At 45.4% G+C, this 24918-nt stretch carries 32 protein-coding genes and 2 riboswitches; of the genes, 21 read left to right on the forward strand and 11 right to left on the reverse strand.

Translation table 11 applies throughout. The features are described 5' to 3' along the window. Positions 1 to 6: 6 nt before the first annotated feature. Positions 7 to 579 (reverse strand): CYTH domain-containing protein, encoded by a 573-nt coding sequence (locus AC4CV5_RS06850; protein ID WP_490922311.1) that lies wholly within the window; start codon positions 577 to 579, stop codon positions 7 to 9. Positions 580 to 702: 123 nt separating this feature from the next. Here AC4CV5_RS06850 and AC4CV5_RS06855 point away from each other — a divergent pair, with 123 nt between their 5' ends. The 4 genes from AC4CV5_RS06855 to AC4CV5_RS06870 are packed head-to-tail and all read left to right on the forward strand — an operon-like array spanning position 703 to position 3465. Then, positions 703 to 1068 (forward strand): UPF0738 family protein, encoded by a 366-nt coding sequence (locus AC4CV5_RS06855; protein ID WP_326220850.1) that lies wholly within the window; start codon positions 703 to 705, stop codon positions 1066 to 1068. A 28-nt stretch (positions 1069 to 1096) separates the two neighbouring features. Next, positions 1097 to 1732 (forward strand): GTP diphosphokinase, encoded by a 636-nt coding sequence (yjbM, locus tag AC4CV5_RS06860; RefSeq protein ID WP_019713982.1) that lies wholly within the window; start codon positions 1097 to 1099, stop codon positions 1730 to 1732. Between the two features lie 18 nt (positions 1733 to 1750). Beyond that, complete coding sequence (locus tag AC4CV5_RS06865; RefSeq protein WP_003224622.1) at positions 1751 to 2551, forward strand: NAD kinase; 801 nt, start codon at positions 1751 to 1753, stop codon at positions 2549 to 2551. 14 nt (positions 2552 to 2565) lie between these two features. Continuing rightward, positions 2566 to 3465 carry an RluA family pseudouridine synthase gene (locus tag AC4CV5_RS06870; protein ID WP_326220847.1) on the forward strand — a complete coding sequence of 300 codons (900 nt, stop codon included), beginning with the start codon at positions 2566 to 2568 and terminating at the stop codon, positions 3463 to 3465. Positions 3466 to 3477: 12 nt separating this feature from the next. Here AC4CV5_RS06870 and prpE read toward each other — a convergent pair whose 3' ends face one another. Next, positions 3478 to 4212: a bis(5'-nucleosyl)-tetraphosphatase PrpE gene (prpE, locus tag AC4CV5_RS06875; protein ID WP_166853621.1), complete on the reverse strand. Its 735-nt coding sequence runs from the start codon at positions 4210 to 4212 to the stop codon at positions 3478 to 3480. Between the two features lie 231 nt (positions 4213 to 4443). Between prpE and AC4CV5_RS06880 the strand changes: the two genes are divergently transcribed. The 10 genes from AC4CV5_RS06880 to cotO all read left to right on the forward strand — a co-directional run bounded on the left by AC4CV5_RS06880 (position 4444) and on the right by cotO (position 13460). Then, entirely contained in the window at positions 4444 to 6288 is a 1845-nt protein-coding gene (locus AC4CV5_RS06880) for a monovalent cation:proton antiporter family protein (RefSeq protein WP_166853620.1), read from the forward strand. Between the two features lie 61 nt (positions 6289 to 6349). Next, a riboswitch (TPP riboswitch) is annotated at positions 6350 to 6458 on the forward strand. 81 nt (positions 6459 to 6539) lie between these two features. Further along, positions 6540 to 7247 (forward strand): thiaminase II, encoded by a 708-nt coding sequence (tenA, locus tag AC4CV5_RS06885; RefSeq protein WP_222142606.1) that lies wholly within the window; start codon positions 6540 to 6542, stop codon positions 7245 to 7247. Continuing rightward, positions 7225 to 7842, forward strand: coding sequence for a thiazole tautomerase TenI (gene tenI, locus AC4CV5_RS06890; protein WP_248602610.1), 618 nt, complete (start codon positions 7225 to 7227; stop codon positions 7840 to 7842). The genes tenA and tenI overlap by 23 nt, the downstream gene beginning before the upstream one ends. Further along, positions 7826 to 8935, forward strand: coding sequence for a glycine oxidase ThiO (gene thiO, locus AC4CV5_RS06895; RefSeq protein ID WP_490922312.1), 1110 nt, complete (start codon positions 7826 to 7828; stop codon positions 8933 to 8935). The genes tenI and thiO overlap by 17 nt, the downstream gene beginning before the upstream one ends. Beyond that, positions 8935 to 9135: a sulfur carrier protein ThiS gene (thiS, locus tag AC4CV5_RS06900; RefSeq protein WP_490922707.1), complete on the forward strand. Its 201-nt coding sequence runs from the start codon at positions 8935 to 8937 to the stop codon at positions 9133 to 9135. Before thiO ends, thiS begins: the two co-directional genes overlap by 1 nt. Continuing rightward, entirely contained in the window at positions 9132 to 9902 is a 771-nt protein-coding gene (gene thiG / locus AC4CV5_RS06905; RefSeq protein WP_490922314.1) for a thiazole synthase, read from the forward strand. The genes thiS and thiG overlap by 4 nt, the downstream gene beginning before the upstream one ends. Next, entirely contained in the window at positions 9899 to 10909 is a 1011-nt protein-coding gene (gene thiF / locus AC4CV5_RS06910; protein WP_166853615.1) for a thiazole biosynthesis adenylyltransferase ThiF, read from the forward strand. The genes thiG and thiF overlap by 4 nt, the downstream gene beginning before the upstream one ends. A gap of 18 nt (positions 10910 to 10927) precedes the next feature. Next, the gene (thiD, locus tag AC4CV5_RS06915) at positions 10928 to 11743 is read left to right on the forward strand and encodes a bifunctional hydroxymethylpyrimidine kinase/phosphomethylpyrimidine kinase (protein WP_222142607.1); all 816 of its coding nucleotides are present in this window, start codon (positions 10928 to 10930) and stop codon (positions 11741 to 11743) included. Positions 11744 to 11884: 141 nt separating this feature from the next. Further along, complete coding sequence (fabI, locus tag AC4CV5_RS06920; RefSeq protein WP_003224643.1) at positions 11885 to 12661, forward strand: enoyl-ACP reductase FabI; 777 nt, start codon at positions 11885 to 11887, stop codon at positions 12659 to 12661. Between the two features lie 100 nt (positions 12662 to 12761). After that, on the forward strand, positions 12762 to 13460 hold the full coding sequence (gene cotO / locus AC4CV5_RS06925) for a spore coat protein CotO (protein ID WP_166853612.1): 699 nt from the start codon (positions 12762 to 12764) through the stop codon (positions 13458 to 13460). 91 nt (positions 13461 to 13551) lie between these two features. On the opposite strand, the gene cotZ is transcribed toward cotO, so the two are convergent. From cotZ to cotV, 5 genes are all read right to left on the reverse strand, one after another. Then, positions 13552 to 14004 carry a spore coat protein CotZ gene (gene cotZ / locus AC4CV5_RS06930; protein WP_222142608.1) on the reverse strand — a complete coding sequence of 151 codons (453 nt, stop codon included), beginning with the start codon at positions 14002 to 14004 and terminating at the stop codon, positions 13552 to 13554. A gap of 127 nt (positions 14005 to 14131) precedes the next feature. After that, on the reverse strand, positions 14132 to 14620 hold the full coding sequence (gene cotY / locus AC4CV5_RS06935) for a spore coat protein CotY (RefSeq protein ID WP_014113395.1): 489 nt from the start codon (positions 14618 to 14620) through the stop codon (positions 14132 to 14134). Positions 14621 to 14770: 150 nt separating this feature from the next. Beyond that, the gene (gene cotX, locus AC4CV5_RS06940; RefSeq protein WP_014476454.1) at positions 14771 to 15286 is read right to left on the reverse strand and encodes a spore coat protein CotX; all 516 of its coding nucleotides are present in this window, start codon (positions 15284 to 15286) and stop codon (positions 14771 to 14773) included. A gap of 88 nt (positions 15287 to 15374) precedes the next feature. Continuing rightward, positions 15375 to 15704, reverse strand: a complete 330-nt coding sequence (gene cotW / locus AC4CV5_RS06945; protein ID WP_014476455.1) for a spore coat protein CotW — start codon at positions 15702 to 15704, stop codon at positions 15375 to 15377. A gap of 40 nt (positions 15705 to 15744) precedes the next feature. After that, a complete protein-coding gene (gene cotV / locus AC4CV5_RS06950; protein WP_490922315.1) occupies positions 15745 to 16131 on the reverse strand; it encodes a spore coat protein CotV in 387 nt (128 codons plus the stop codon). A gap of 159 nt (positions 16132 to 16290) precedes the next feature. Between cotV and yjcA the strand changes: the two genes are divergently transcribed. The 4 genes from yjcA to spoVIF all read left to right on the forward strand — a co-directional run bounded on the left by yjcA (position 16291) and on the right by spoVIF (position 17757). Next, positions 16291 to 16647, forward strand: coding sequence for a sporulation protein YjcA (gene yjcA, locus AC4CV5_RS06955; protein ID WP_373924274.1), 357 nt, complete (start codon positions 16291 to 16293; stop codon positions 16645 to 16647). 279 nt (positions 16648 to 16926) lie between these two features. Continuing rightward, positions 16927 to 17133: a hypothetical protein gene (locus AC4CV5_RS06960; protein ID WP_490922316.1), complete on the forward strand. Its 207-nt coding sequence runs from the start codon at positions 16927 to 16929 to the stop codon at positions 17131 to 17133. An 81-nt stretch (positions 17134 to 17214) separates the two neighbouring features. Further along, positions 17215 to 17370 carry a sporulation protein YjcZ gene (gene yjcZ / locus AC4CV5_RS06965; protein WP_003239234.1) on the forward strand — a complete coding sequence of 52 codons (156 nt, stop codon included), beginning with the start codon at positions 17215 to 17217 and terminating at the stop codon, positions 17368 to 17370. Between the two features lie 132 nt (positions 17371 to 17502). Then, positions 17503 to 17757 carry a sporulation-specific transcription regulator SpoVIF gene (gene spoVIF, locus AC4CV5_RS06970; RefSeq protein ID WP_166853607.1) on the forward strand — a complete coding sequence of 85 codons (255 nt, stop codon included), beginning with the start codon at positions 17503 to 17505 and terminating at the stop codon, positions 17755 to 17757. Positions 17758 to 17833: 76 nt separating this feature from the next. Here spoVIF and AC4CV5_RS06975 read toward each other — a convergent pair whose 3' ends face one another. Next, positions 17834 to 20113: an ATP-dependent helicase gene (locus AC4CV5_RS06975; RefSeq protein ID WP_490922317.1), complete on the reverse strand. Its 2280-nt coding sequence runs from the start codon at positions 20111 to 20113 to the stop codon at positions 17834 to 17836. 119 nt (positions 20114 to 20232) lie between these two features. Between AC4CV5_RS06975 and AC4CV5_RS06980 the strand changes: the two genes are divergently transcribed. Then, positions 20233 to 20487 carry a hypothetical protein gene (locus AC4CV5_RS06980; protein ID WP_490922318.1) on the forward strand — a complete coding sequence of 85 codons (255 nt, stop codon included), beginning with the start codon at positions 20233 to 20235 and terminating at the stop codon, positions 20485 to 20487. A 72-nt stretch (positions 20488 to 20559) separates the two neighbouring features. On the opposite strand, the gene AC4CV5_RS06985 is transcribed toward AC4CV5_RS06980, so the two are convergent. Genes AC4CV5_RS06985 through AC4CV5_RS06995 form a run of 3 tightly spaced genes read right to left on the reverse strand, consistent with a single transcriptional unit; the run spans position 20560 to position 22261 of the window. After that, positions 20560 to 20982 (reverse strand): GNAT family N-acetyltransferase, encoded by a 423-nt coding sequence (locus tag AC4CV5_RS06985; RefSeq protein ID WP_490922319.1) that lies wholly within the window; start codon positions 20980 to 20982, stop codon positions 20560 to 20562. 4 nt (positions 20983 to 20986) lie between these two features. Further along, complete coding sequence (locus tag AC4CV5_RS06990; RefSeq protein ID WP_166853603.1) at positions 20987 to 21502, reverse strand: YjcG family protein; 516 nt, start codon at positions 21500 to 21502, stop codon at positions 20987 to 20989. 36 nt (positions 21503 to 21538) lie between these two features. Further along, positions 21539 to 22261: an esterase family protein gene (locus AC4CV5_RS06995; RefSeq protein ID WP_166853602.1), complete on the reverse strand. Its 723-nt coding sequence runs from the start codon at positions 22259 to 22261 to the stop codon at positions 21539 to 21541. A gap of 167 nt (positions 22262 to 22428) precedes the next feature. After that, positions 22429 to 22551: riboswitch (SAM riboswitch) on the forward strand. 68 nt (positions 22552 to 22619) lie between these two features. Here AC4CV5_RS06995 and metI point away from each other — a divergent pair. Both metI and metC read left to right on the forward strand, forming a co-directional pair. Continuing rightward, a complete protein-coding gene (metI, locus tag AC4CV5_RS07000; protein ID WP_166854687.1) occupies positions 22620 to 23741 on the forward strand; it encodes a cystathionine gamma-synthase/O-acetylhomoserine thiolyase in 1122 nt (373 codons plus the stop codon). Beyond that, positions 23734 to 24906 carry a cystathionine beta-lyase gene (gene metC / locus AC4CV5_RS07005; protein ID WP_490922320.1) on the forward strand — a complete coding sequence of 391 codons (1173 nt, stop codon included), beginning with the start codon at positions 23734 to 23736 and terminating at the stop codon, positions 24904 to 24906. Before metI ends, metC begins: the two co-directional genes overlap by 8 nt. The last annotated feature ends 12 nt before the right edge of the window (positions 24907 to 24918 follow it).

Consider the following 24918-nt stretch of genomic DNA (forward strand, 5'->3'; position numbering starts at 1 on the left):
TCCACCTTATATAGACTTTCGTTTTTCTTCATAAAAACGCAGAATTTTATTTTTGGTTTCACGCTGAGGAATGCTGAATTGCTGAAGCAGCTTCTCAAAGGCTTGTTTGCCCTCATGCCAGTCTGCCGCCTCAAATTCAATTTCATAGTCCTCTTTATTTAAATATCGGCTGTGGTCTAAAACTATTAAGCCTTTTTCTGTTTCTTTTTCCGCGCGGTTTGTTGCTAGAGATCCAAAGTATTGAATGGCGTCTGTATCGATTTGAAGCTTGTGCAGCTGGTCCTTCACAGGGCCTTCGGGAACTGAAAAGCTGGCAAGGTCTGATACCTCTGAAAGCTGTTGATGCGTTTCCAGAAGCCCTACATCTGCCGGTTCTTTTAGCGTCAAGACATACTCTCCGTTTTTTCTGCGGATTCGAAGCGCAGCGTGTTTTTGTTTCAGCGCAAAGCTATCTGTGTCAAAATAATGATTCTTTTGATCTGTAAAATCTTTTTCTGTCAGCTGGAGTGTGGCTGTTATCGTTTCAAATTCTTGTTTGGTCAGCATGTTTTTAAACTCTATTTCAATTTCTTGTGTCATGATGCTCTTCCTTTCCGCCCTGTAAATCTTATTTTTACTATTATCTCTTTAGATGTTAGGTTTATCAATATCCAGCTTGATATGATAAAATGAATCTGTACTTTGTTTAAAAAGGAGAGCATTATGCAAAACAGAATCGAAATTTTGAACGCAACATTATCGGATGATCAGCTTCGCCTTGCCTGTGAGACAGAAGGAAACGAAGCGGAACGCAAGCCGTCAGGTCAAATGCTTGTTGATTCTGACCACTTTGCTTTTGTATACATACTTGAATTAGCTGATTCTTTTGAATATGTCATTATAAAGGAACATGTATGGCCGGAACTGAAGCAGGCCCATGAACAAAGAGTCCCGGTTGTTTTAGAGGCCGGGGGCGAAACCATTGAACTGGCAGGCCTGCATGAGGAACTGGAGTATCTGTTAGAAAATATTAAAGATAATGCAAACTACGGAGAAATGGAAGAAAAAGTGAAACGCGTGTTTTTATAGAAACTGGTTCGGAATTGGGGGATGTATGATGGATGACAAACAATGGGAGCGTTTTTTAGTGCCGTACCGCCAGGCTGTCGAAGAGTTGAAAGTGAAGCTCAAGGGGATCCGCACACTATATGAATATGAGGATGACCATTCTCCGATCGAATTTGTGACCGGGCGCGTCAAACCTGTGGCGAGCATACTAGAAAAAGCGAGACGGAAAAGCATACCGTTACATGAGATCGAAACCATACAGGATATCGCAGGCCTTAGAATCATGTGCCAATTTGTCGATGACATCCAAATCGTAAAAGACATGCTGTTTGCCAGAAAAGATTTCACCGTTGTGGATCAGAGGGATTATATTGCGGAACATAAAGAGAGCGGGTACCGGTCATATCATCTTGTCGTGCTGTATCCCTTACAGACGGTATCCGGAGAAAAGCATGTTCTTGTCGAAATACAGATCCGTACACTGGCGATGAATTTTTGGGCGACCATTGAGCATTCATTGAATTATAAATACAGCGGAAACATTCCTGAAAAAGTAAAATTAAGGCTTCAGCGTGCTTCTGAAGCGGCTTCCCGGCTTGATGAAGAGATGTCGGAGATCAGGGGTGAAGTACAAGAAGCTCAAGCTGCCTTTTCAAGAAAGAAAAAAGGAAGCGAGCAACAATAGGTAAAGGGGAAGAAAAGCATGAAATTTGCCGTATCATCAAAAGGAGATCAAGTTTCTGATACGCTGAAAAGCAAAATACAGGCGTATTTATTGGATTTTGATATGGAACTGGATGAAAATGAACCGGAAATCGTCATTTCAGTCGGAGGCGACGGAACGCTTTTGTACGCTTTTCACAGATACAGCGACCGCTTAGACAAAACAGCTTTTGTCGGCGTTCACACGGGTCATCTGGGGTTTTATGCCGACTGGGTTCCTCATGAAATTGAAAAACTTGTTCTCGCGATTGCGAAAACGCCGTATCATACAGTCGAATATCCGCTTCTCGAAGTGATTGTGACCTATCACGAAAACGAGCGTGAAGAAAGATATTTAGCATTGAATGAATGCACGATTAAAAGCATAGAAGGAAGCCTTGTAGCTGATGTGGAAATCAAGGGACAGCTCTTTGAAACCTTCCGGGGTGACGGCCTCTGCCTGTCAACGCCATCTGGCAGCACAGCCTACAATAAGGCGCTGGGCGGAGCGATTATCCATCCGTCTATCAGAGCGATCCAGCTTGCGGAAATGGCTTCTATTAATAACCGCGTATTTCGGACGGTTGGATCGCCGCTGCTTCTCCCTTCCCATCATGATTGCATGATTAAGCCGAGAAACGAAGTTGACTTTCAAGTGACAATTGACCATTTAACCCTTCTTCATAAGGATGTAAAGTCGATCCGCTGCCAAGTTGCATCCGAAAATGTGAGGTTTGCGAGATTCCGTCCGTTTCCATTTTGGAAAAGAGTCCAAGATTCGTTTATCGGCAAAGGTGAATAGAAAGAGGACGTATCGTGGAGCATTTTTTTATCAGAAAGAACATTACTTCCGCTGAAGACGGGATGACACTAAAAGAATATGCCGGTGAACTGGGAATTTCAAAACGTCTGCTGACCGATATCAAGTTTGGCGGTGGAGACCTGCTTATCAACGGTGAGCATGTGACGGTCAAATACGTTTTGAGAGAGGGAGATCTTCTTGTCGTCAAGTTTCCTGAGGAACAGGTGAGCGAGACGTTATTGGCAGAGCCTGTTCCTCTCGATATCCTGTATGAGGATGAACATGTGCTTGTAATAAACAAGCAGCCGTATGTGTCATCTATCCCTTCGAGAGAACACCCATCCGGCAGCATTGCCAATGGAATTATCCATCACTATCAAAAAAACGGAGTGCGGGCGACAGTTCATCTTGTCACCCGACTTGACCGGGATACATCAGGTGTCATGCTTGTTGCCAAGCATCGCTTTGCCCACTCCATTTTATCGTCAGCGCAAAAAAACGGGCTTGTGAAACGCCGGTATGCGGCAGTGGTCCACGGGCGGATGACACGGGAGAAGGGAACAGTCGATGCCCCGATTGGCAGACATCCTGACAGTATTATTGAACGGACGGTAACATCGGACGGCCAGAAGGCGGTTACTCATTTTTATGTCACATGCGCAAATGACGACAAGACCTCGGTGACATTGCATCTTGAGACTGGACGGACCCACCAAATTCGTGTTCATATGAGCTATCTCGGGCATCCGCTGTGCGGCGATACACTGTACGGCGGAACGAGACGGGAAATTGGCCGCCAGGCCCTGCACAGCGAGCAGCTTTCATTTATCCATCCGCTAACACAGGAGAACATGACGTTTCACGCTTCAATTCCTCAAGATATGAAAGAACTGATAAAAGGAGAGAATCATTGATTCTCTCCTTTTTTATATGGGACGAAATCTTGATTCGTCATAAGGCAGAGAGCTTGGGACGGAGACGGTTTCTATTTCTGGAAAGCGAAAGCCTGTCAATTTATTTCCGAACACGCAGCCTGTATCAATGTTGATGGTGCGGTTGACCTTCCGTGGCTCTTTCACAGGTGTGTGGCCGTATACCACCCAAGCCTTGCCGTTATAGGCTGCCGCCCAATCACGTCTGACGGGTCTGCCGTCCGGATACGTTTCACCCGTCACATCACCGTAAAGCACAAAGTCTTTCACCCTGCGGGTATGTTTGCCGATATCGTCAGCCTTTATGCCAGCATGGGCGACAACTAATTCCCCGTTATGTAAGATGTCGTAAAGCGGTGCCGTTTCGTACAGCTTCATAAACTGTTCGCTAACTGCTTTTCTTTCTTCTTTAGAAAGTTCGTCAAGCTCTGCCGCTGTTGTTTCGAGACCATGCATCACTTTTACCGGATTTCCTTTTAAGTAGCGGTACAGCTTATTGCAATGATTTCCCGGAACATATCGTACAGCGCCTTTTTCGTAAGCGCCCGCTACAAAGCGGATGACCTCTATCGATTTGGGTCCTCTGTCAGTTAAATCTCCGGCAAAAACAAGCACCCTGCCTTCCTCGTGGACAGGTACTCCATTTTTGATCGTATAGCCAAGCTTTTGGATTAATGCAGTCATTTCGTCATAGCAGCCATGAATATCGCTGATTATGTCGTAAGCCATGCGGAATCCTCCTTACCAATGATTTTATTTATTATGATGCAAAGTGCTGTGAGTCATCACAAGCTTTTATGTGCAAATTATAGAAGAATCATTTTCTAAACAGGATTAAGACCTTATTACTTTATTTTTCATCATCACCCTTGTTAAAATCGCGTTATGTTTTTTAAAAATGAGGTTTTGTTCTTTGATTAAGAACTTTCATAACCCTGATCTAAAAAGGAGGTTTTGATTATGGCGCATACATCTGTCGCATCTTTAGTTGTAGTACTTATCGTTGCATTTTTGACACCCATCCTTTTGCATCGGTTTAAACTCAGCATCCCGGTTGTCGTTGCTGAAATCATTATGGGATTGATTATAGGAAAAAGCGGTCTTAATTTAGTTGTGGAGGGTGACACATGGCTTCAGACGCTTTCTATGCTCGGATTTATCTTTTTAATGTTTTTAAGCGGGCTTGAAATTGATTTTTCATCGTTTGAGAAAGGAAAGAAAAAGCTGCTTATGCCGAACGGCAAAGAAGCGCCTAATACGTTTGCTGCAGCATCTATTATCTTTGGCGGTATTTTTATTTTATCATTGCTGCTGTCTTATGGGTTCGTCTTGGCAGGATTTATCACAAATGCATTTTTAATGACGCTTATTATCTCAACAATTTCATTAGGCGTTGTCGTTCCAACGTTAAAAGAGGAACGGATCATGAATTCAAATATCGGGCAGATTATTTTGCTCATAGCTGTTATTGCCGATTTGGCTACGATGATTCTTCTTGCTGTTTTTTCTTCTTTATACGGAGAGGACAGCGGAAACATGTGGCTCCTTATGATCCTGTTTGCAGCCGGAGTGGTGCTTTACTTTTTCGGCAGGGTCTTCAAACACCGTTCTTTTGTTCAATCCATGTCAAAAGGGACGATCCAGATCGGAACACGTGCGATTTTTACGTTAATTATTGTACTCGTTGCCCTGTCTGAATCACTTGGGGCAGAAAATATTCTCGGCGCTTTCTTAGCGGGGGTTCTCGTTTCCCTTCTTTCGCCAAACAAAGAACTTGTTCAACAGCTGGATTCATTTGGCTACGGCTTCTTAATTCCAATTTTCTTTGTAATGGTCGGTGTGAAGCTGGATATTTGGACCCTTTTCCAAGATCCGAAAATTTTGATCATGATTCCGCTCCTGCTTCTGGCGCTGTTAGTGAGCAAAATCATTCCTGTCCTGTACTTGAAGAAGTGGTATGATAACCGAACCGTTTTGGCGTCTGGTTTCCTGCTGACATCAACGCTTTCGCTTGTGATTGCCGCTGCGACAATCGGCCAGCAGCTTCACGTGATCAGCGCAAATATGTCAGGAGCGCTGACGTTAGTAGCCGTCATTGCAAGTATTTTTTCGCCGGTCTTCTTTAAAAAATTGTATAAACGGGAGGAGCAGCCGGAGGAGAAAAAGACGATTACGTTTATCGGTGCAAACCAAATGACATTGCCTGTTACTCTTGAACTGCCGGAGGAAGAGTATGATGTGCGTGTTGTACACGTCTATCAAGAGAATGCAGAGGAAAAACTGTCAGAATCAGTATTTACCGTCGAAACGATCTCTGACTATGAACACGAGACGCTTGAATCACTCGGCATTTTTGATACGGATATTCTCGTTGTTGCAACTGGGAATGAAGACATGAATGCGGACATTGCGTTACTTGCAAAGGAAAAAGGCACAGAAAGAGTCATTGCCAGCGTCGGATCACCGGAGAATGAAGCAGCTCTGAAGGAGCAGGGAATCAGCATCTTTTCTATTCTGCTGTCAACAAAAACACTGCTTCGCGCACTAATAGAAGCGCCTGGAGTCATGAGGCTGCTCACGAACCAGGAGTCTTCGCTGTATCAAATTAATATGGAAAACAGCATATACGACGGTGTGATTTTACGGGAATTCCCTATAACAGGGGACGTCATCTTTGTCAGGATTTTCAGAGGTGTGGACAGCATCGTTCCTCATGGGGATACAAGGATGAAACTGGGAGACCGCCTAATTGTTACCGGATCTCGGGGGTACGTAACGGAACTTAAGAAAACATTGGAAGGATAAATCTTGACCAAATAGGGATTCGTGTTAATATAGAGGTGCAGAACAATTCAATATGTATTCGTATAACCACTAGGGGTGTCCTTTAAAAGGGCTGAGATAAAAGTGTGACTTTTAGACCCTCATAACTTGAACAGGTTCAGACCTGCGTAGGGAAGTGGAGCGGTATTTGTGTTATTTTACTATGCCAATTCCAAACCACTTTTCCTTGCGGGAAAGTGGTTTTTTTATTTATCAGACAGGGGGAATGACGTGTGAAGTTTTCAGAAGAATGTCGCAGTGCAGCAGCAGAATGGTGGGAGGGGAGCTTTGTCCATCCATTCGTTCAGGGAATCGGTGACGGAACGCTTCCGATTGACCGTTTTAAATACTACGTGCTTCAGGATTCTTATTATTTAACGCATTTTGCGAAGGTGCAATCGTTTGGCGCCGCTTATGCGAAGGACCTTTATACAACGGGACGGATGGCAAGCCACGCCCAAGGTACATATGAGGCGGAAATGGCGCTTCATCGCGAATTTACGGAGCTGTTGGAAATCAGTGAGGAAGAACGTAAGGCGTTTAAGCCGTCTCCTACGGCGTATTCTTATACATCCCATATGTATCGTTCAGTTTTGAGCGGAAATTTTGCTGAGATTTTAGCGGCTCTGCTTCCATGCTACTGGCTTTATTACGAGGTTGGTGAGAAATTGCTGCATTGTGACCCGGGACATCCGATTTATCAAAAGTGGATTGGCACATACGGCGGTGACTGGTTCAGACAGCAGGTCGAAGAGCAAATCAACCGGTTTGATGAGCTGGCGGAAAACAGCACGGAGGAAGTGCGCGCCAAGATGAAAGAGAATTTTGTCATCTCCAGCTTCTATGAGTATCAATTTTGGGGAATGGCCTATCGAAAAGAAGGCTGGTCTGACAGCGGCATAAAAGAGGTGGAGGAATGTGGAGCTTCACGCCATAACTGATGACTGCAAGCCGCTTGAAGAGTTAGCGAGAGCAATTATAGCTATTCAGAATGAAGTTGATTTTATTCACATTCGGGAACGCTCAAAATCGGCGGCAGATATTTTGAAACTGCTTGAGCTTATTTCTGAAGGCGGTGTTGATAAACGAAAACTGGTCATGAACGGACGGGTGGATATTGCGCTTTTTTCTACAATTCATCGCGTGCAGCTGCCAAGCAGCAGCTTTTCGCCGAAGCAGGTCAGAGCCAGATTTCCTCACCTGCATATCGGGCGGTCGGTGCACTCACTGGAGGAAGCGGTTCAAGCAGAAAAGGAAGACGCAGACTACGTGCTGTTCGGCCATGTGTTTGAAACGGATTGTAAAAAGGGTCTTGAAGGCAGAGGTGTGTCATTGCTGTCAGATATCGCACAGCGGATTTCTGTCCCGGTTATTGCAATCGGAGGAATGACGCCGGACAGATTAAGAGCCGTAAAACAAGCAGGAGCAGATGGCATTGCAGTCATGTCGGGGATTTTTTCTTCCGCTGACCCTTTGGAAGCTGCCAGACGATATTCCCGTAAGCTAAAGGAGATGCGCTATGAAAAGGCATTATGATGCAGTTGTCATTGGAGGCGGAATTATCGGTTCCGCGATTGCTTATCATTTAGCAAAGGAAAACAAAAACGTCGCATTGTTTGAAAGTGGAACAATGGGTGGCAGAACAACAAATGCCGCTGCCGGAATGCTGGGCGCCCATGCCGAGTGCGAGGAACGTGACGCGTTTTTTGACTTTGCCATGCACAGCCAGCGTCTGTACAAAGGTCTTCGGGAAGAGCTTTACACATTATCCGGTATCGATATCAGGCAGCATAACGGCGGTATGTTTAAGCTTGCGTTTTCTGAAGAAGATGTGCTGCGGCTGAGGAAGATGGATGACTTGGATTCTGTCAGCTGGCATACAAAAGAAGAAGTTTTAGATACAGAGCCATATACGTCTGGTGACATTTTCGGGGCAGCCTTTATCCAGGATGATGTGCATGTTGAGCCTTATTTCGTTTGCAAGGCATATGCGAAAGCAGCGAAAGCGCTTGGGGCGGAGATTTTTGAGCATACTCCTGTCCTGCATGTCGAACGTGACGGGGAAGCGCTGTCCATCGAGACGCCGAATGGTAATGTGTGGGCGGATCATGTCGCGGTTGCCAGCGGAGTGTGGAGCGGAATGTTTTTTAAACAGCTCGGGCTGAACAATTCATTTTTCCCTGTAAAAGGGGAGTGCCTTTCTGTTTGGAATGATGATATACCGCTGACAAAAACACTTTACCATGACCATTGCTATATCGTCCCGAGAAAAAGCGGCAGACTGGTTGTCGGCGCGACAATGAAGCCGGGTGACTGGAGTGAAACACCGGATCTTGGCGGATTGGAATCTGTTATGAGAAAAGCAAAAACGATGCTGCCGGCCATTCAGAATATGAAGGTGGATCGTTTTTGGGCAGGACTGCGGCCGGGAACAAAGGATGGGAAGCCGTACATCGGCAGACACCCTGAGGACAGCCGTATTTTATTTGCGGCGGGCCATTTCAGAAATGGGATTCTGCTTGCTCCGGCAACGGGCGCTTTGATCAGTGATATCATGATGAATAAAGAGGTCAATCAAGACTGGCTGCACGCATTCCGAATTGATCGCAAGGAGGCGGTTCAGATATGATGCTACAGCTGAACGGTAAAGACGTGAAGTGGGAAAAAGATACAGGTACAATTCAAGACCTGCTGGCGTCTTATCAGCTTGAAAATAAAATCGTTATCGTTGAAAGAAATAAAGAAATTATCGGCAAAGAACATTATCACGAGGTTGAGCTTTGTGATCGCGATATCATTGAAATTGTCCATTTTGTAGGAGGCGGATGAGCATGTTAACAATTGGCGGGAAATCATTTCAATCAAGATTGCTGCTGGGTACGGGGAAATACCCATCGTTTGACATCCAAAAGGAAGCGGTGGCCGTTTCCGAGTCTGATATTTTAACATTTGCTGTGCGGAGAATGAACATCTTTGAAGCGTCTCAGCCGAATTTTCTGGAACAGCTTGATTTATCCAAATATACGCTTTTGCCGAATACAGCGGGCGCCAGCACCGCTGAAGAAGCGGTCCGGATTGCAAAGCTGGCGAAAGCGTCAGGACTTTGTGACATGATTAAAGTCGAAGTCATCGGATGCAGCCGTTCCTTGCTGCCTGATCCCGTTGAGACATTAAAAGCGTCTGAACAGCTTCTTGAAGAAGGATTTATTGTGCTCCCGTACACGTCGGATGATGTTGTGCTTGCGAGAAAACTGGAGGAGCTTGGCGTTCATGCCATCATGCCGGGTGCCTCCCCGATTGGATCGGGACAAGGAATCTTAAACCCGTTGAATCTGTCATTTATTATTGAACAGGCGAAGGTGCCTGTCATCGTGGACGCCGGAATCGGATCGCCTAAAGATGCAGCATACGCAATGGAGCTTGGAGCGGATGGCGTACTCCTCAATACAGCTGTATCAGGCGCGAATGATCCTGTGAAAATGGCGCATGCCATGAAGCTCGCGGTGGAAGCAGGGCGCCTCTCTTTTGAGGCGGGCCGCATTCCGCTTAAGCAATACGGAACGGCAAGCAGTCCGGGAGAAGGTCTTCCGGTATGACGGACAGGTACTCCAGACAGGAGCTGTTTGCTCCGATCGGCCCAGCCGGCCAGAAGAAATTGAAAGAAGCGCGCGCCGTGATCATCGGCGCCGGCGCGCTTGGAACAGCGAGTGCTGAAATGCTGGTCAGGGCGGGAGTCGGCTCTGTGAAAATTGCCGACAGAGATTACGTTGAATGGAGCAACCTGCAGCGCCAGCAGCTGTATACAGAAGATGATGTCAAAAAAGAAATGCCAAAAGCGGCCGCTGCTGAGCATCGTCTCCGTTCGATTAACAGCGAGGTCGATGTGACTGGCCTTGTCATGGATGTGACAGCGGAAAATATCTTCGAGTTGATTAAGGGCGCTTCGATCATTGTGGATGCGGCTGATAATTTTGAAACCCGCCTAATCGTAAACGATGCTGCGGTCAAAGAAGGGATTCCTTTTCTTTACGGTGCCTGTGTAGGGAGCTATGGCCTCACCTTTACCGTAGTGCCGGGATTGACCCCCTGCTTGCATTGCTTGCTTGATACACTTCCGATTGGCGGAGCGACATGTGACACAGCCGGCATTATCAGTCCGGCTGTTTTGCAGGTAGCGGTCTTTCAGGTGACAGACGCGCTGAAGCTGCTGACGGGAGAGGAGTGCGAGCCAGTGCTGCGCTCCTTTGACTTGTGGAAAAACGAACGGTCAGAGGTGAGAGCGGCGGGTCTCAAACATGACGCATGCCCAAGCTGCGGCACGAAAGATTTTCCGTTTTTGTCATATGAGAACCAAACAAAAGCGGCTGTATTGTGCGGCAGGAATACGGTGCAAATCAGATCATCCCTTACAAAAGAAGCGAACCTTGAAGTGCTAGCCGGCCAGCTGAGACAGGCCGGGCTTGAAGTAGCCGCGAATCCGTATTTAATTTCCTGCCGCTCGGATGATATGAAAATGGTGCTGTTCAGGGATGGCAGAGCATTGATCCATGGAACGAATGATATTGCCCGGGCAAAATCCATTTATCATAAATGGATCGGGTAATAAAAGGAGTGTAATGTAATGAGTATAGATAAAGCATTGACAATCGCCGGCTCTGATTCAGGCGGCGGCGCAGGGATACAGGCCGATATTAAAACCTTTCAGGAGCTTGATGTTTTCGGAATGTCTGCGATTACGGCGGTAACCGCCCAAAATACGCTTGGCGTCCATGGGGTGCATCCGCTGACTGTAGAGGCGCTGAGACAGCAAATTGATGCTGTTGCTGAGGATTTGAGGCCGGACGCCGTAAAAACGGGAATGCTCTGGAATGCTGAAATGATTGAAGAAGTGGCGAGAAAAATTGACGAGTACGGGTTTAACCGTGTGATTGTTGATCCGGTTATGATCGCAAAGGGCGGTGCATCCTTGCTGCACGACGAATCAGTTGCTACCTTAAAGGAGCTGCTCATTCCGAGAAGTTACGCGATTACGCCGAATGTTCCGGAAGCAGAAACGCTGACAGGAATGACAATCCGTTCGCTGGATGACCGAAAAAAAGCTGCGGAGCAGCTCGTAAAGATGGGTGCGCAGCATGTGATTATCAAAGGCGGGCACCAGCCTGAGGACAATCACATTACTGACCTTCTTTTTGATGGAAACATGTTTATGCAAATCAGCCATCCTTATATCGATACGAAGCATACGCATGGCACAGGCTGTACCTTTGCTGCGGCTTTGACAGCTCAAACTGCTAAGGGAGACAGCATCCATCAGGCATTCGAGGTTGCGGCCAACTTTGTCCGCGAAGCAGTGGAAAATACGCTCGGCATCGGATCGGGCCACGGGCCAACAAACCATTTCGCCTTTAAACGAAACAGCTTAAAAACTAGCCGATGAGATCACCAGCTGATGGTGGTCTCTTTCACGTTTGTTTATGGTAGCGCTTTTCATCTGGACAAGGTTATGATATGATAGGATAGGAATTTAAGATCAGGTACTAATACTATGTCTTTATTAAATATAGGAGGCTTTATACATATGAATTTTTCACTCGAAGGCCGCAACATTGTTGTGATGGGAGTAGCCAATAAACGCAGTATCGCGTGGGGAATTGCGCGCTCTTTACATGAAGCAGGCGCACGTTTGATTTTCACATACGCAGGAGAACGCCTTGAGAAATCTGTTCACGAGCTTGCGGGAACGTTAGAACGCAATGATTCCATTATCCTTCCTTGCGACGTAACAAACGACGCGGAAATCGAAACTTGCTTCGCAAGCATTAAGGAGCAGGTCGGTGTGATCCACGGTATCGCGCATTGTATCGCGTTTGCCAATAAAGAAGAACTTGTCGGTGAATACTTAAACACAAATCGTGACGGTTTCCTTTTGGCTCATAACATCAGCTCATACTCTCTGACAGCTGTTGTCAAAGCGGCACGTCCGATGATGACTGAAGGCGGAAGCATTGTCACTTTGACTTACCTTGGCGGCGAGCTTGTGATGCCAAACTACAACGTCATGGGTGTAGCGAAAGCTTCTCTTGATGCAAGTGTGAAATACTTAGCTGCTGACTTAGGAAAAGAAAATATCCGCGTTAACAGCATTTCTGCAGGGCCGATCAGAACATTATCTGCTAAAGGCATCAGTGATTTCAACTCTATCTTAAAAGACATCGAAGAGCGTGCGCCGCTTCGCCGCACGACAACACCTGAAGAAGTGGGCGATACAGCTGCGTTCTTATTCAGTGATATGTCCCGAGGCATTACAGGTGAAAATCTTCACGTTGATTCAGGTTTCCATATCACTGCCCGCTAAGCAGGATCTATGTCAAGCAATCCCGAACAGGGATTGCTTTTTTATTTCTTCTGATTTTCAGCTTTCTGTCATATAGATAGAATATGACACAATCGGAGGGATGAAGATGTCTAATAAGAAAAGAAACGCGGATAAAAAACCGCTCATGTATATTGTTCAGCCGGATTATGCAGAAACAACAAGGTCATCCATGCAGGAGATTGTCATCAAAAAAAAGGCCAGCAAACCCGCTCCGCCAAAAGCAGAGGAAAAGCCGGCCTACCAGGAGAAACAGCCGGAGGAAGTTGTGGCAAAGGATGTCCAGCAAGCAGAGCAAAAGCCTGAAGCTGAGCCAGTGAGTCAGCAAACACAAGAGGTCAGAGAGCCAGAGAACACAAAGAACACAAAGAACCAGCAGGAACAGAAAGCAGAGCCGCAGGCTGTTGAAGAAACCGTCGAACACGAGCCTCCGAAAGCAGAAAAAAAGGAAGAGCCTGCACCTGAACTTGAGGCCCGGAAGCCTGAAAAAGAACCGGAAGCTGTCCATAATGCTGCCAAAGCGGAGGAAAAAGCACCGCCTGCAAGAAAAGTGAAAAAGCCAATGAGCAAGATGACAATCCATGAAAAAATTGATTTTTTAACAAAGCTGCCTCATAACATGCCGAGAGCACTCTGTCTGATTGAAGCCAATGGAAGAACGTACAGGGGTGTGATTGTCGGAAGAAGAAATGATTCCGTCCTGCTTCGAACGACTGGAAACGGCGCGCCGACTGAGCTGTCGATTGATGAAATCACCTCTTTGCATCCGCTCGGTTTTTAATGAAATGAAAAAAGCTGCCCGGCAGATCTTCCCGGACAGCTTTTTTACATAGAGAAAAGCCTGCAGGCCTGCAAGCTTTTCAGCATTATCATTAATGATGATGATGATGCGTGCGATTGATTAATCGAGGATTTAAGCAGTTGATTGCGCAGAAGCAGTCTAAGTCCACTTCAATGCAGTAGTTCGTTTTTTCAAGTCGGAACACTTCACAAACCGTATCTGTATCGGTGAAGTCCAAAATGTGTTTGTGTTCGTCAAATGCGATTAATAATGACAGTGTTGCGCAGCTGTCATGAACTTTTTCCACTCTGAAAAATACTGTATTAAAGCAAGGGCCGTTATCGAGTTCGCCGACATTACCGAAGGCGACTAAAGGCTTTGATTTTGATGTAAATATTGCAAAAGGCACCGTGTCGCCCAGCGAATGAGTTGGCGACAAAAGCTTTGAATGGCAGCTTGTCGGGCAATCCTCTTCAACAGCGTGTTGCAGGTCTTCAATATTTTCTACAGCTTCACGCACGCAGCTTGATGTTTTCTGGCTCATATTATCCCTCCTGCCTTATAAATTTGAGACTGGCGAAATGATGGAGAGTCAGCTGCCTCACGCTGGAAGCAGCTGAATAATTTGCACCTGTAATAGAGTTTGGAAGGGGATTCCTCTTTACAAGTGTTTATCCATTGTGATGATGCTTTTTATCTCTGTTAGGGGATGTTCTGTCAACTAACTCTGGCGACAAGCATTGAATCGCACAGAAGCATCCGAGATCGACTTCAATGCAGAAATCTGTTTTTTCTAGCCCGAAGAAATCCGGGTCGCAAGGGTGGCAAACACTTAAGGTATCGCCTTTGACATCGACCGGGCGTAAAATAGACAGTGTTGCACAGCAATCGCATAATTTTTCGACGCGGAAGAAAATGGATTCAAAGCATTGCATATCATCCACAAATCCCCCCACGTTTCCGAATGTGGAGAACAATCCGCCTTTTTTATCAAAAACGAGAAACGGAATTGTGTCTTTTCCAGCAATCGTAGGGTTTAAAAGGTTGGTATAGCAGCCAGTCGGACACTGTTCTTCAACTGCCTCCTGCTCTGCTAAAATCTTTTCCACTGCATCGCATACACAGTTCTCATGCCGGCCATGGGTTTTTCCGCAGCTCATTGATTTCAGCTCCTTCTTTATAGGGTATTTGACTTTAGTCCTTAACAACATATGTACCCGTGCCCCACTTGGTGTGGGTGAACGTCTATATATTCATCATATGCTTGGAAAATAAGAAAAAGCAGAGCGTTTTTAGCTCTGCTTTTAGAGTTAGAGGACGAGTGTGATGGCTAAGAGTGCCACAAGTGTGTTAGTAGCTGTGGAAACCAATGTTGCTATATCAGCATCTACTGTTGTGATATTTACGCCCCGGGAGCATTCGATGAGAAGTTTTTGGCGGTTTACTTGTTTGTTAGCTGAAAGCTGTAACAAATCTTGTGCGACTAATTCGGCAATTACTCCGTCTGCAATGGATGTGAGAGCTACTGTTAGGACAGCTGCATTAACCGCCGTTACAACTGATGTTACGGCTTGAACGTCTGTAGATGAAACGTTGATATCACAAGAGTCTCTGATAATAATTGTTTCATCGGAGACTTGTTTATTGAGATTTGCCTGAGCCAGATTTTGGTCAATGAAGGCATTGTCGTTGCCAAAAAACCCATTGCCATTACAGCAAACATCGCAATGACATTTTCTTTCTTCTTTTTTATCTTTTTCTTTTTCGTCTAACGGATGGTCACAGTCAGGATCAAGTGCAACCCAAGAGTATGGTCTGCTTTCCATATCTATTCCTCCTTTTCTTTTACTGTTATTAAATGAGCGAGCCTCTTACTTTGACTGAGGCATATATCCTGATGAAGAACCCTATTTTTTATGATTGGTTTGAATTGTTATTGTTTTGACGTCTTTGTCTGAGCTGTTCAATTAATTGTTCTCTCCGGCTTAGCGGTTTTTCGTTCTTTTTCTCTTGCGCGGCGGCTTCTTCTTTTTTCTTCTTTTGATTTTCAACTAATGCAGCTGATTTAGCCTGCAAGTCTTTTACCAGATTCAAGAGCATTTCTTTTTCTTCATCTGATACTTTTTTCATTTTGTCTTTCGTGACACCGTGTTTAAGAAAGATATTTTGAACCAGCATTTTCGTCATTGGATCAGCTTCCGGAAGCTTTTCAAGCTCTTCTTTGATTTTATCGTTATCTGACATTTGTTTTCACCTCGGCTTTTAAGTTTGTGAAAAGAAAGGGTTAAAGGACGTCAATTTCAAGGAGAATGCTGTTAAGCACCTGAAGCAAAATTTGTACAAAGGTTATTATTTCGTCGGCAGACAAAGTAATTTTGATGTTGCGGCTGTTGATAATTTTAATGATGGTTCTTTTTTTAATTTGCGAGTTATCGAGAATAAGAATTTCGCTCGCCACTGCGTCAGCCAAGTCTTCGTCGGCGATGACGAGCTGTGTCGCCAGGATAATCATGGTTGTCACAAAGGCTTGTATAGAAAGGGCAGATGTTATATGTGATGTATCTATTGTGATATTTTCGCAATCAATCACTTCGATCTGCTGTTCGAATTCGCTTGATAATTGTTCAAATATTACAGGATGCAGGGATTCAACATTTTCTTCAATCGACATAACCTTCACTCCTTTCTTATCCATACTCTATATAATGCAAATGGGGTGCAGAGCGGAATAATAAAAATAACCAATTTTCCGCCGGACAAGATACGATTCATGAACGATAGGGTTTTGGCATATATGTGAAGGGATCATGATTGGCAAAGGAGTGAACAAGTGGTTATTAATGGACTGACAATTGTTCTTCTTTCACTTGCGGTCTTTCGGCTCGCTCGGCTGCTGGTGTTTGATACGATTATGGCGCCGCTTCGCAGCCTATTTCACGAAGAAAAGGAGGAAAAGGATGCGGACGGGAACATTGAAACGTATATCGTGATTAAGGGAACGGGTGTGAGGGCGTTTATTGGTGAATTGCTGAGCTGCTATTGGTGCACAGGCGTGTGGTGCGCCGGCTTTTTGGTTTTATGCCAGGCATTGATCCCGCAAATTGCCCAGTGGCTGATTTTGCTGCTGGCGATCGCTGGTCTTGCCGGTATTATTGAAACACTTGTATCAAAATGGCTGCAGGATTGAGGCGTTCCCACCAGCAACTTTTCACTAGCATCCGCATAAAGTAGCATATATGACATAATGAAAGGAAGGGAACAAAATGAGTCAATTCAATAAACCTTCCCAAAAAACTCCATATAAAGATGCATCGTATCAATCAAAAAAGATCAAAAAGAAAGGCTGCGGGTGCGGAAATAAAAAGAAAAAGCCTCAATAGCCTGGCAAAGAAACCGGAGACCTCCGGTTTTTTGTTTTTTAACGGGGCGGTCTCGCACAGCATATATCATGAGTGGGGGGATGCCGGTGAATGAGTTTAAAAAATGGATAGACGGAAGATATGAACCTCACGAACAAAAGCAAAAAGAGCATGAAGGCATCATGAGCAGGATCAGAAAAGACTTGGATGCATTTGATGAAGCCTGTCTGGCGTTTGAAGAGGAGATTGAAGAGCTGGCTGAAAAAACAGAAGCCTTGCTAAAAAAACACAAGGCTCAGTACGATCAATCATAAATCCGCAAACGCCCTATGCGAATATCCAAGCCGATTATGGCTGTTCACATAGTGTATAGAGAGTAAAGGAGGTGCTTATCTATGGGCTTTGGATACGGATTCGGAGGAGGCTACGGCGGCGGCTGTTATGGCGGTTATGCTGGCGGTTACGGCGGCGGCTATGGTTCAACATTTGTTCTTTTAGTCGTATTGTTCATTCTCCTTATCATCGTGGGTGCATCTTTTTATAACTTCTAAGATTTATTGAGGGAAGTACGGGTGATGTCCTGTACTTCCTTGCCTTGTGTTCATTTTTTATTTTTGGAAAAAGCACATTGAACAATGGGTGTTCATACAATACCGTATCACTCCGCCAAAAGGAGGCGTATTATGGATAATCAATTTTTTAAGAACGTCGAAAAGAAAACAGGTGTCAATATGCAGGATGTCATGAATCTTGCCGGCTCCCTTCAAAATGCCAATTTTAAAGACGAAAACACAGTACGCAGTGTCATTAAACGTGTAGCACAGCTGGCAAACAGACGCGTGCCGAAAGAATTAGAAGATAAGATTGTTCAGTCCATTACAAGCGGAAAAGAAAAGCTTGATTTTGGTACGATTTCTAAAATGATGGATAATAAATAAGCAGAGGGCCTGGCTGACTCAATACAGCCGGCCTTTTTTTATTTTATAGAAAAGGCCCGGCAGGACTGCCGGGCTGTTAGTTATGCAAGGGCTGTCTTGCTTGTTGTAAAAGGGGATGCAAAAATCTTGAACGGTGGGCCGTTTTGCCGCGTCTGTTTGCGGGACAAGACAAATATAAATGCTGTTTTGCCCGGGTCATGGCAACATATAATAGGCGTCTTTCTTCCTCAAGAGAAGCTTCATCTCCTTTTCTCGCTGTTTCTAATGAGAAATCGTGTGGAATCGAGCCATCTACCGTGCCTAACACGTAGACGGTTTTGAATTCAAGGCCTTTTGACCGGTGAATGGTCATCAGCTGAACGCCATTTTCATCCGTTTTGTATTTCTCAGCGGCTCTCATATGGTCTACATGGGCGAGAAAGTCAGGAATTGTTTTGAATTTCTTGGCGACGACCTTAATGTCACGCAGGTCATCAGAGCCTTTTTCCAGCTTGTTCCCCTCATTGCCCCGTTTTTTTAAATACTCGGAGAAGCCCATTTTTCCTTCGGCAAAGGTGATCGCTTCCACCGGCTTCATCGTGCGGAGGCTTGCGAAAAACGGCACGATCTTCTTGATTTTGTCCAACTGGAACGGCTTGAGATCAGGCAGCTTGGCCAGCGCTTTAATCATAGAGCAGTCCTCGGTAATCGAGAGCGCCTTCAGCGTGTTCAATGTGGACTGTTTTAAGAACAAGGCGGGCAGCAAGTGCTTAATCGCATCAGTATCATCTTCATTTTGGCTGGCATACAAGTATGCAAGAATCTGGCGGACAATCCGTCTGCTGTAAAACGATTGGACGCCGCGGTCTGCTGTATACGGAATTGACGAATGGTGAAGCCTTTCATAAATGGCGCGGCCCCCGCTGTTTGTGCGGTAGAGAACCGCAAAGTCTTCAGGATTTGCCCCATTTTGAATTTTTTCTTTCATATCGGAAACGATCATTGTTGCTTCTTCCTCTTCGTCATAAGGATAAAACAGCACAGGGACCTGGACGTCATCACGCGCCGCTTCAAGCGATTTGGCATATCTGTTTTTGTTCTTTTTCACGACGATATCAGCACTTGAGACGATCGGATGCGTAGACCTGTAGTTCGCAGTTAAATAGATCGTCTTCGCTCCGGGATAATCCTTTTGAAAATCAAGAATAAAAGACGGATTGCTTCCGCGAAACGCGTAGATGGACTGGTCATCGTCTCCGACACAGCACAGGTTTTGCTCCGGGCTTGCCAGCATTTGCATAATTTTATATTGAACCGGGTTAATGTCCTGAAACTCATCAATTAAGATATACGTAAACCGAGATTGATATTGTTCCAGAAGATCCGGCCGATCGATAAACAATTCATAGCAGGCTGAAGCCATGTCATCGAAATCAAATTGGTTGTGTTCTTTTTTCTGTCGTTCATAATGTTCATATAAACGATAGACTTGTTTTTCCCACTCATCTTTTAAAGGGATGCGTTCATTCGGAACATAAGTGTTTTTCCAGAAACCGATCTGCTGCAGGGCCTGATCAACGGGGAACTCTTTCTCATCAATACCTTCTTCATAGAGTGCTTTTTTGATATATTGTTCCCGCTGCCACTCCATTTTCAGCAGATGTTCGCCATTCCATTTAGCAGAATCATAGTGATACAAAATCTTATAAAACAAGCTGTGGAATGTTCCGGTGACAAGTCTTCTGACTTTTGCAGGCTGTAATCCGTACTGCTTGGCCATACGCTCTTTCATTTCGGCGACGGCTTTTGTCGTAAAGGTGACTAGCAGCATGTTTTCCGGCGGTATGTCTAAGTGTTCAATCATGTGGGCGGCGCGCGCCGTTAGCACCCGTGTTTTTCCGCTTCCTGCACCTGCAAGCACTAGCAGCGGGCCTTCCGTTTCCGTGACAGCTTTCAGCTGATCCGTGTTCAAGCCGACCGACGGAAAAAGACTCGTATCAGGTTCTATTGTTTTTTGTACAAATGGTGTTCTTGGTTTAATGTTTCTCGGCTGCTGCCATTCCATGACAGCTGGAGACGATTCAGCAGCGATTGCTTTCCCCTTGGGCAAACGAAAGACACCGGATTCCTGATAGTCTTCTTTTTTCTCCTCTTTAGCGGGTTTCGTTTCGCAGGCCTCCTCACATGCCGGAAAATGGCCTGGCTTGCGGTGGATAAACTCCGGCGGATCCGCAATGTTGAGCCTTAACAAAACGGGTTTTCCGCAATGAGAACAAAATAAATGTCCTTTTATTCCTTCTTCAAAAAGGAATTGATAATGTTCTCTCGAATATGTATGTAAATGTATGGTTCGATCATTCAGTCGGGCGCATTTCAAAAAGGGATCCTCCCAATCAAAAAAAGGTGTTCAATAAAGACAAAGACTATCATATCAAAAGAAACGTGTTTCAAAAAGTAAGTTTTAGGGAAAAGAGACAGCAGAAGGATGGGTATCGTATGATATATGCAGGTCAAATTAAGAACCAGCAATACGCTCAATATGCAAATAGAACGATTGGACATAAGCAGGATTATGCCGGAACCGAAAAAATCAACTATGTCTCATTTCAGCGGGTATACAAGGAACTTGAAAAGCAGCAGGAGAATCAAACGGCCGCTGAAAGAAAAGTTAACGAGGCGAAACGTAAGCGCTCTCTTTATAAGAGATTGCGAGAAAAAGGAATGGGCACTTATATTAATCGATATGTATAAAAAACCGTTCACTTCCAGAGAACGGTTTTTTATGTGCGGAAAAAATCCGGGTCTCTATAGACCCGGATGCTGTTAGTCCTTAATCATTTGTAAGTGGGGAATGCCGGCATCGAGAAATTCTTTTTCAGAAAGCACGCGATACCCGTGTTTCTTGTAAAACGGCACAGCCTGCGTTTGCGCGTTTAAAATGAAACCCGAAGCGCCGCCGTCTGTCGCCGTTTTTTCGAGTGCCTTCATAATGATGCCGCCGACACCGGAGGAGCGGTGGCTTTTTAATACACAGATCCGCTCTAACTTGCCGTAGCCGTCCTTCATACGCCATCTTCCGGCGCCGACAGGCTTTTCGCCGTCATACACGACGATATGCTCCGACTCATTTTCAAGTTCGTCAATTTCTTCTTCAGCAGGCACGTTTTGTTCTTTGACAAAGACTTCTTCTCTTACATAAAATGCATCTTTCATTTGTTCTTCATTTTTTGCGATGACTGCTTCCAAACGATTATTCTCCTCCGCCTAACAAGAAGGTTTCATATACTGTCCACGATCCGTTTTCCAGCTGGTAAAGCAAGTGGAAACGGTCAATGATTTCTTCATGCGACACTTCCTGCATTTTTAATTGTCCCAGCACATCTGAATGCTCATCGTCGGAAAGATTTTGGCCGACCGTCACGTGCGGAACGAAATTATATTCCTGTTCACCAGCCAGTACACCGGTGTATAACTTTTCATTGAGTGTTTTTAATTCTTCCGTCGGCTCTGCTTTGATGTAAATGACATTATTGACAGGCGAAAATGAGCTGTATTTTGTCATTTTGAGAACCACTGGATGGGACTCCTTTGCGATGTTTCTCAGGTGGGATACAAGCTGATCCGCTTTCTCCTCTGCACATTCAAACGATGCTCTCAGCGTCAAATGGGGCGGGATTAGGGAATAGCTTGGGTCATAGCGCTTTCTGTAAGAGTTCGCAAGGTCTTGGAGTTTTTTTGATGGAAATAAAACGATTCCGTATTTCATATTATGTCCCTCCTGGAAATAAAGTATGATAGAGTGTCAAAGCATTTTTTTCAGCGCCGGCGTGATGAGCGGCTGCCAATATGTCCATTTGTGATCTCCGTCAAATGGTTCAAAAACATAATCGGAAAGCTTCTCCTCCAGCAGCTGTTTCAGCTCCTGATTCGGTTCTGTAAAGTCCAGAATGTTTCCGTCTGTCGTGTGGACCTCAGTTTCTTTTGTTCCGATCTGGTGATAAATAGAGAGGTGTTTGATATCGTCCGACTGTTTCACGGCTTCCAATACATGTTTGTCTACATAGGGAGACTGCATGATGATGTTACCGAACATATTCGGATAATCAAGCGCTGTCATAAGCGATATGGTCGCTCCGAGAGAGTCCCCTATCAGCGTTCGCCCATAGCCAACCTGATAGGTAGGGTACTCGCCATCCGCAAACGGAACGAGCTCATGGGCGATGAACCGTTTATACGCTGAAAATTTTGAGCCTTCCGGATGATAGGTATTTCGGCGCTCTTTTACATCCTTATAAGGAACACCGATAATAATGCTCCTGTCTATTTCTCGTTTGGACAGCAATTCTTCGACCTGTCTGCCAATTCTCCCCAGCCTGAAATAATCGTGGCCGTCCTGCGCGATAATGACATGGTATTTATAAAGCGGGGAGTAGTTGGACGGCAGATAAACGAGCAAAGTCATTTCTTCGTTAAGCTCTTTTGAAAAGAATTTCTTTTCTTGCACTGTGCCGTTTTTCGGTGCCATAATACATTCCTCCAGGACATCACTAGACTTTCTTGCTGTTTTTCATTATTGTACCATGAATTATTAGAAATTTCTCTCTTTAAACAGTTCGGAACTCGAAGAAAAAAGTGTTGAAATAAACTGCAAATTGCGCTAATATAAAACAATCAGAAAATTGAAATCGATATTTCTTATCGTGAGAGGTGGAGGGACTGGCCCTTAGAAACCTCAGCAACCGGCTTGTTTTGCATATGTGCAAAACGCCAAGGTGCTAAATCCAGCAAGCGTTTTTTATGCTTGGAAGATAAGAAGAAGCGTTAAACCCCTTCTTCTTATGAAGAAGGGGTTTTTTATTATGAAAAGGGAAGGTGTCAGCTATATGTCACAGCACGTTGAAACGAAATTAGCCCAAATCGGGAACCGAAGCGACGAAGTAACGGGAACAGTGAGTCCTCCTATTTATTTATCAACAGCATACCGCCACAGAGGGATCGGAGAATCAACGGGATTTGATTATGTCCGCACAAAGAATCCGACACGCCAGCTTGTTGAGGATGCGATCGCCAGCTTAGAAAATGGAGCGAGGGGGCTTGCCTTCAGTTCGGGAATGGCAGCCATCCAAACGATTATGGCTCTATTTAAAAGCGGAGACGAACTGATCGTTTCATCGGATCTATATGGCGGCACGTACCGTCTGTTTGAAAATGAATGGAAAAAATACGGATTAACCTTTCAATATGATGATTTCAGCGATGAGGACTGTTTACGCTCTAAGATTACGCCGAACACAAAAGCGGTGTTTGTGGAAACACCGACAAATCCGCTCATGCAGGAGGCGGACATTGAAAAGATCGCCCGGATAACAAAAGAGCACGGTCTTCTGCTGATCGTTGATAATACATTTTATACCCCGGTCTTGCAGCGTCCGCTTGGGCTGGGAGCCGACATTGTGATTCACAGTGCAACCAAGTATTTAGGCGGGCATAACGACTTGCTTGCTGGACTTGTCGTTGTAAAGGATGAGCAGCTTGGTGAGGAAATGTTTCAACATCAAAATGCGATCGGCGCCGTCCTGCCTCCATTCGATTCGTGGCTTCTGATGAGAGGAATGAAGACACTGAGCCTCAGAATGCGCCAGCATCAGGAAAACGCGCAGGAGCTTGCGGCGTTTTTAGAAGAGCAGGATGAAATTGCCGATGTACTGTATCCCGGAAAAGGCGGCATGCTGTCCTTCCGTCTGCAAAAAGAAGAGTGGGTCAACCCATTTTTAAAAGCGCTGAAGACCATTTGTTTTGCAGAAAGCCTCGGCGGGGTGGAAAGTTTTATTACATACCCTGCCACACAGACGCACATGGATATTCCTGAAGAGATCCGCATCGCAAACGGGGTCTGCAATCGTTTGCTGCGTTTTTCGGTCGGAATTGAACATGCGGAAGATTTAAAAGAGGACCTAAAACAGGCACTATGTCAGGTCAAAGAGGGAGCTGTTTCTTTTGAATAATCACAATTGGACGCTGGAAACCCAGCTCGTGCACAATCCATTTAAAACAGACGGCGCAACCGGAGCGGTTAGTGTACCGATCCAGCACGCATCGACTTTTCACCAATCTTCATTTGAAGAGTTTGGCGCATACGATTACAGCCGCTCAGGAACGCCGACAAGAACAGCTCTCGAAGAAACAATTGCCGCACTGGAAGGTGGAACAAGAGGATTTGCTTTCAGTTCAGGCATGGCTGCGATCTCAACAGCATTTTTACTTTTGTCACAGGGCGATCACGTTCTTGTGACAGAAGATGTATACGGCGGAACCTTCCGCATGGTGACAGAGGTGTTGACCAGGTTTGGCATTGAGCATACGTTTGTTGATATGACGGATAGTAACGAAGTGGCGCGGAATATCAAGCCAAATACAAAGGTCATTTATATGGAGACACCGTCAAATCCGACACTTGGGATTACTGATATTAAAGCGGTTGTTCAGCTTGCAAAGGAAAACGGCTGTTTGACCTTTCTGGACAATACATTCATGACTCCTGCTCTGCAGCGTCCGCTTGATCTCGGCGTGGATATTGTGCTTCACAGCGCAACAAAATTCCTGAGCGGACACAGCGATGTGCTGTCAGGCCTGGCTGCTGTCAAGGATGAAGAGCTTGGGAAACAGCTGTATAAGCTGCAAAACGCGTTCGGTGCTGTTCTTGGCGTGCAAGATTGCTGGCTTGTGCTGCGCGGATTAAAAACATTGCAGGTCCGTTTAGAAAAAGCGAGCCAAACAGCGCAGCGGCTTGCGGAGTTTTTTCAGAAGCATCCGGCGGTGAAACGCGTGTATTATCCGGGGCTGGCTGATCATCCGGGCGCTGAAACCCATAAAAGCCAGTCAACGGGAGCGGGCGCCGTGCTGTCTTTTGAGCTTGAAAGCAAAGAGGCTGTTAAGAAATTAGTAGAGAATGTATCACTTCCAGTCTTCGCTGTCAGCCTTGGCGCTGTGGAATCGATTTTGTCCTATCCGGCAACGATGTCTCACGCGGCAATGCCCAAGGAAGAGCGTGAAAAACGCGGTATCACAGACGGCCTGCTCCGTCTTAGCGTGGGAGTCGAACATGCAGACGATTTAGAACGTGATTTCGAACAAGCGCTGAAAGAAATTGCGCCAGTGGCGGTTCGTTAAAAAAGAAGCCGG

Source organism: Bacillus sp. NS1 (assembly GCF_058248265.1).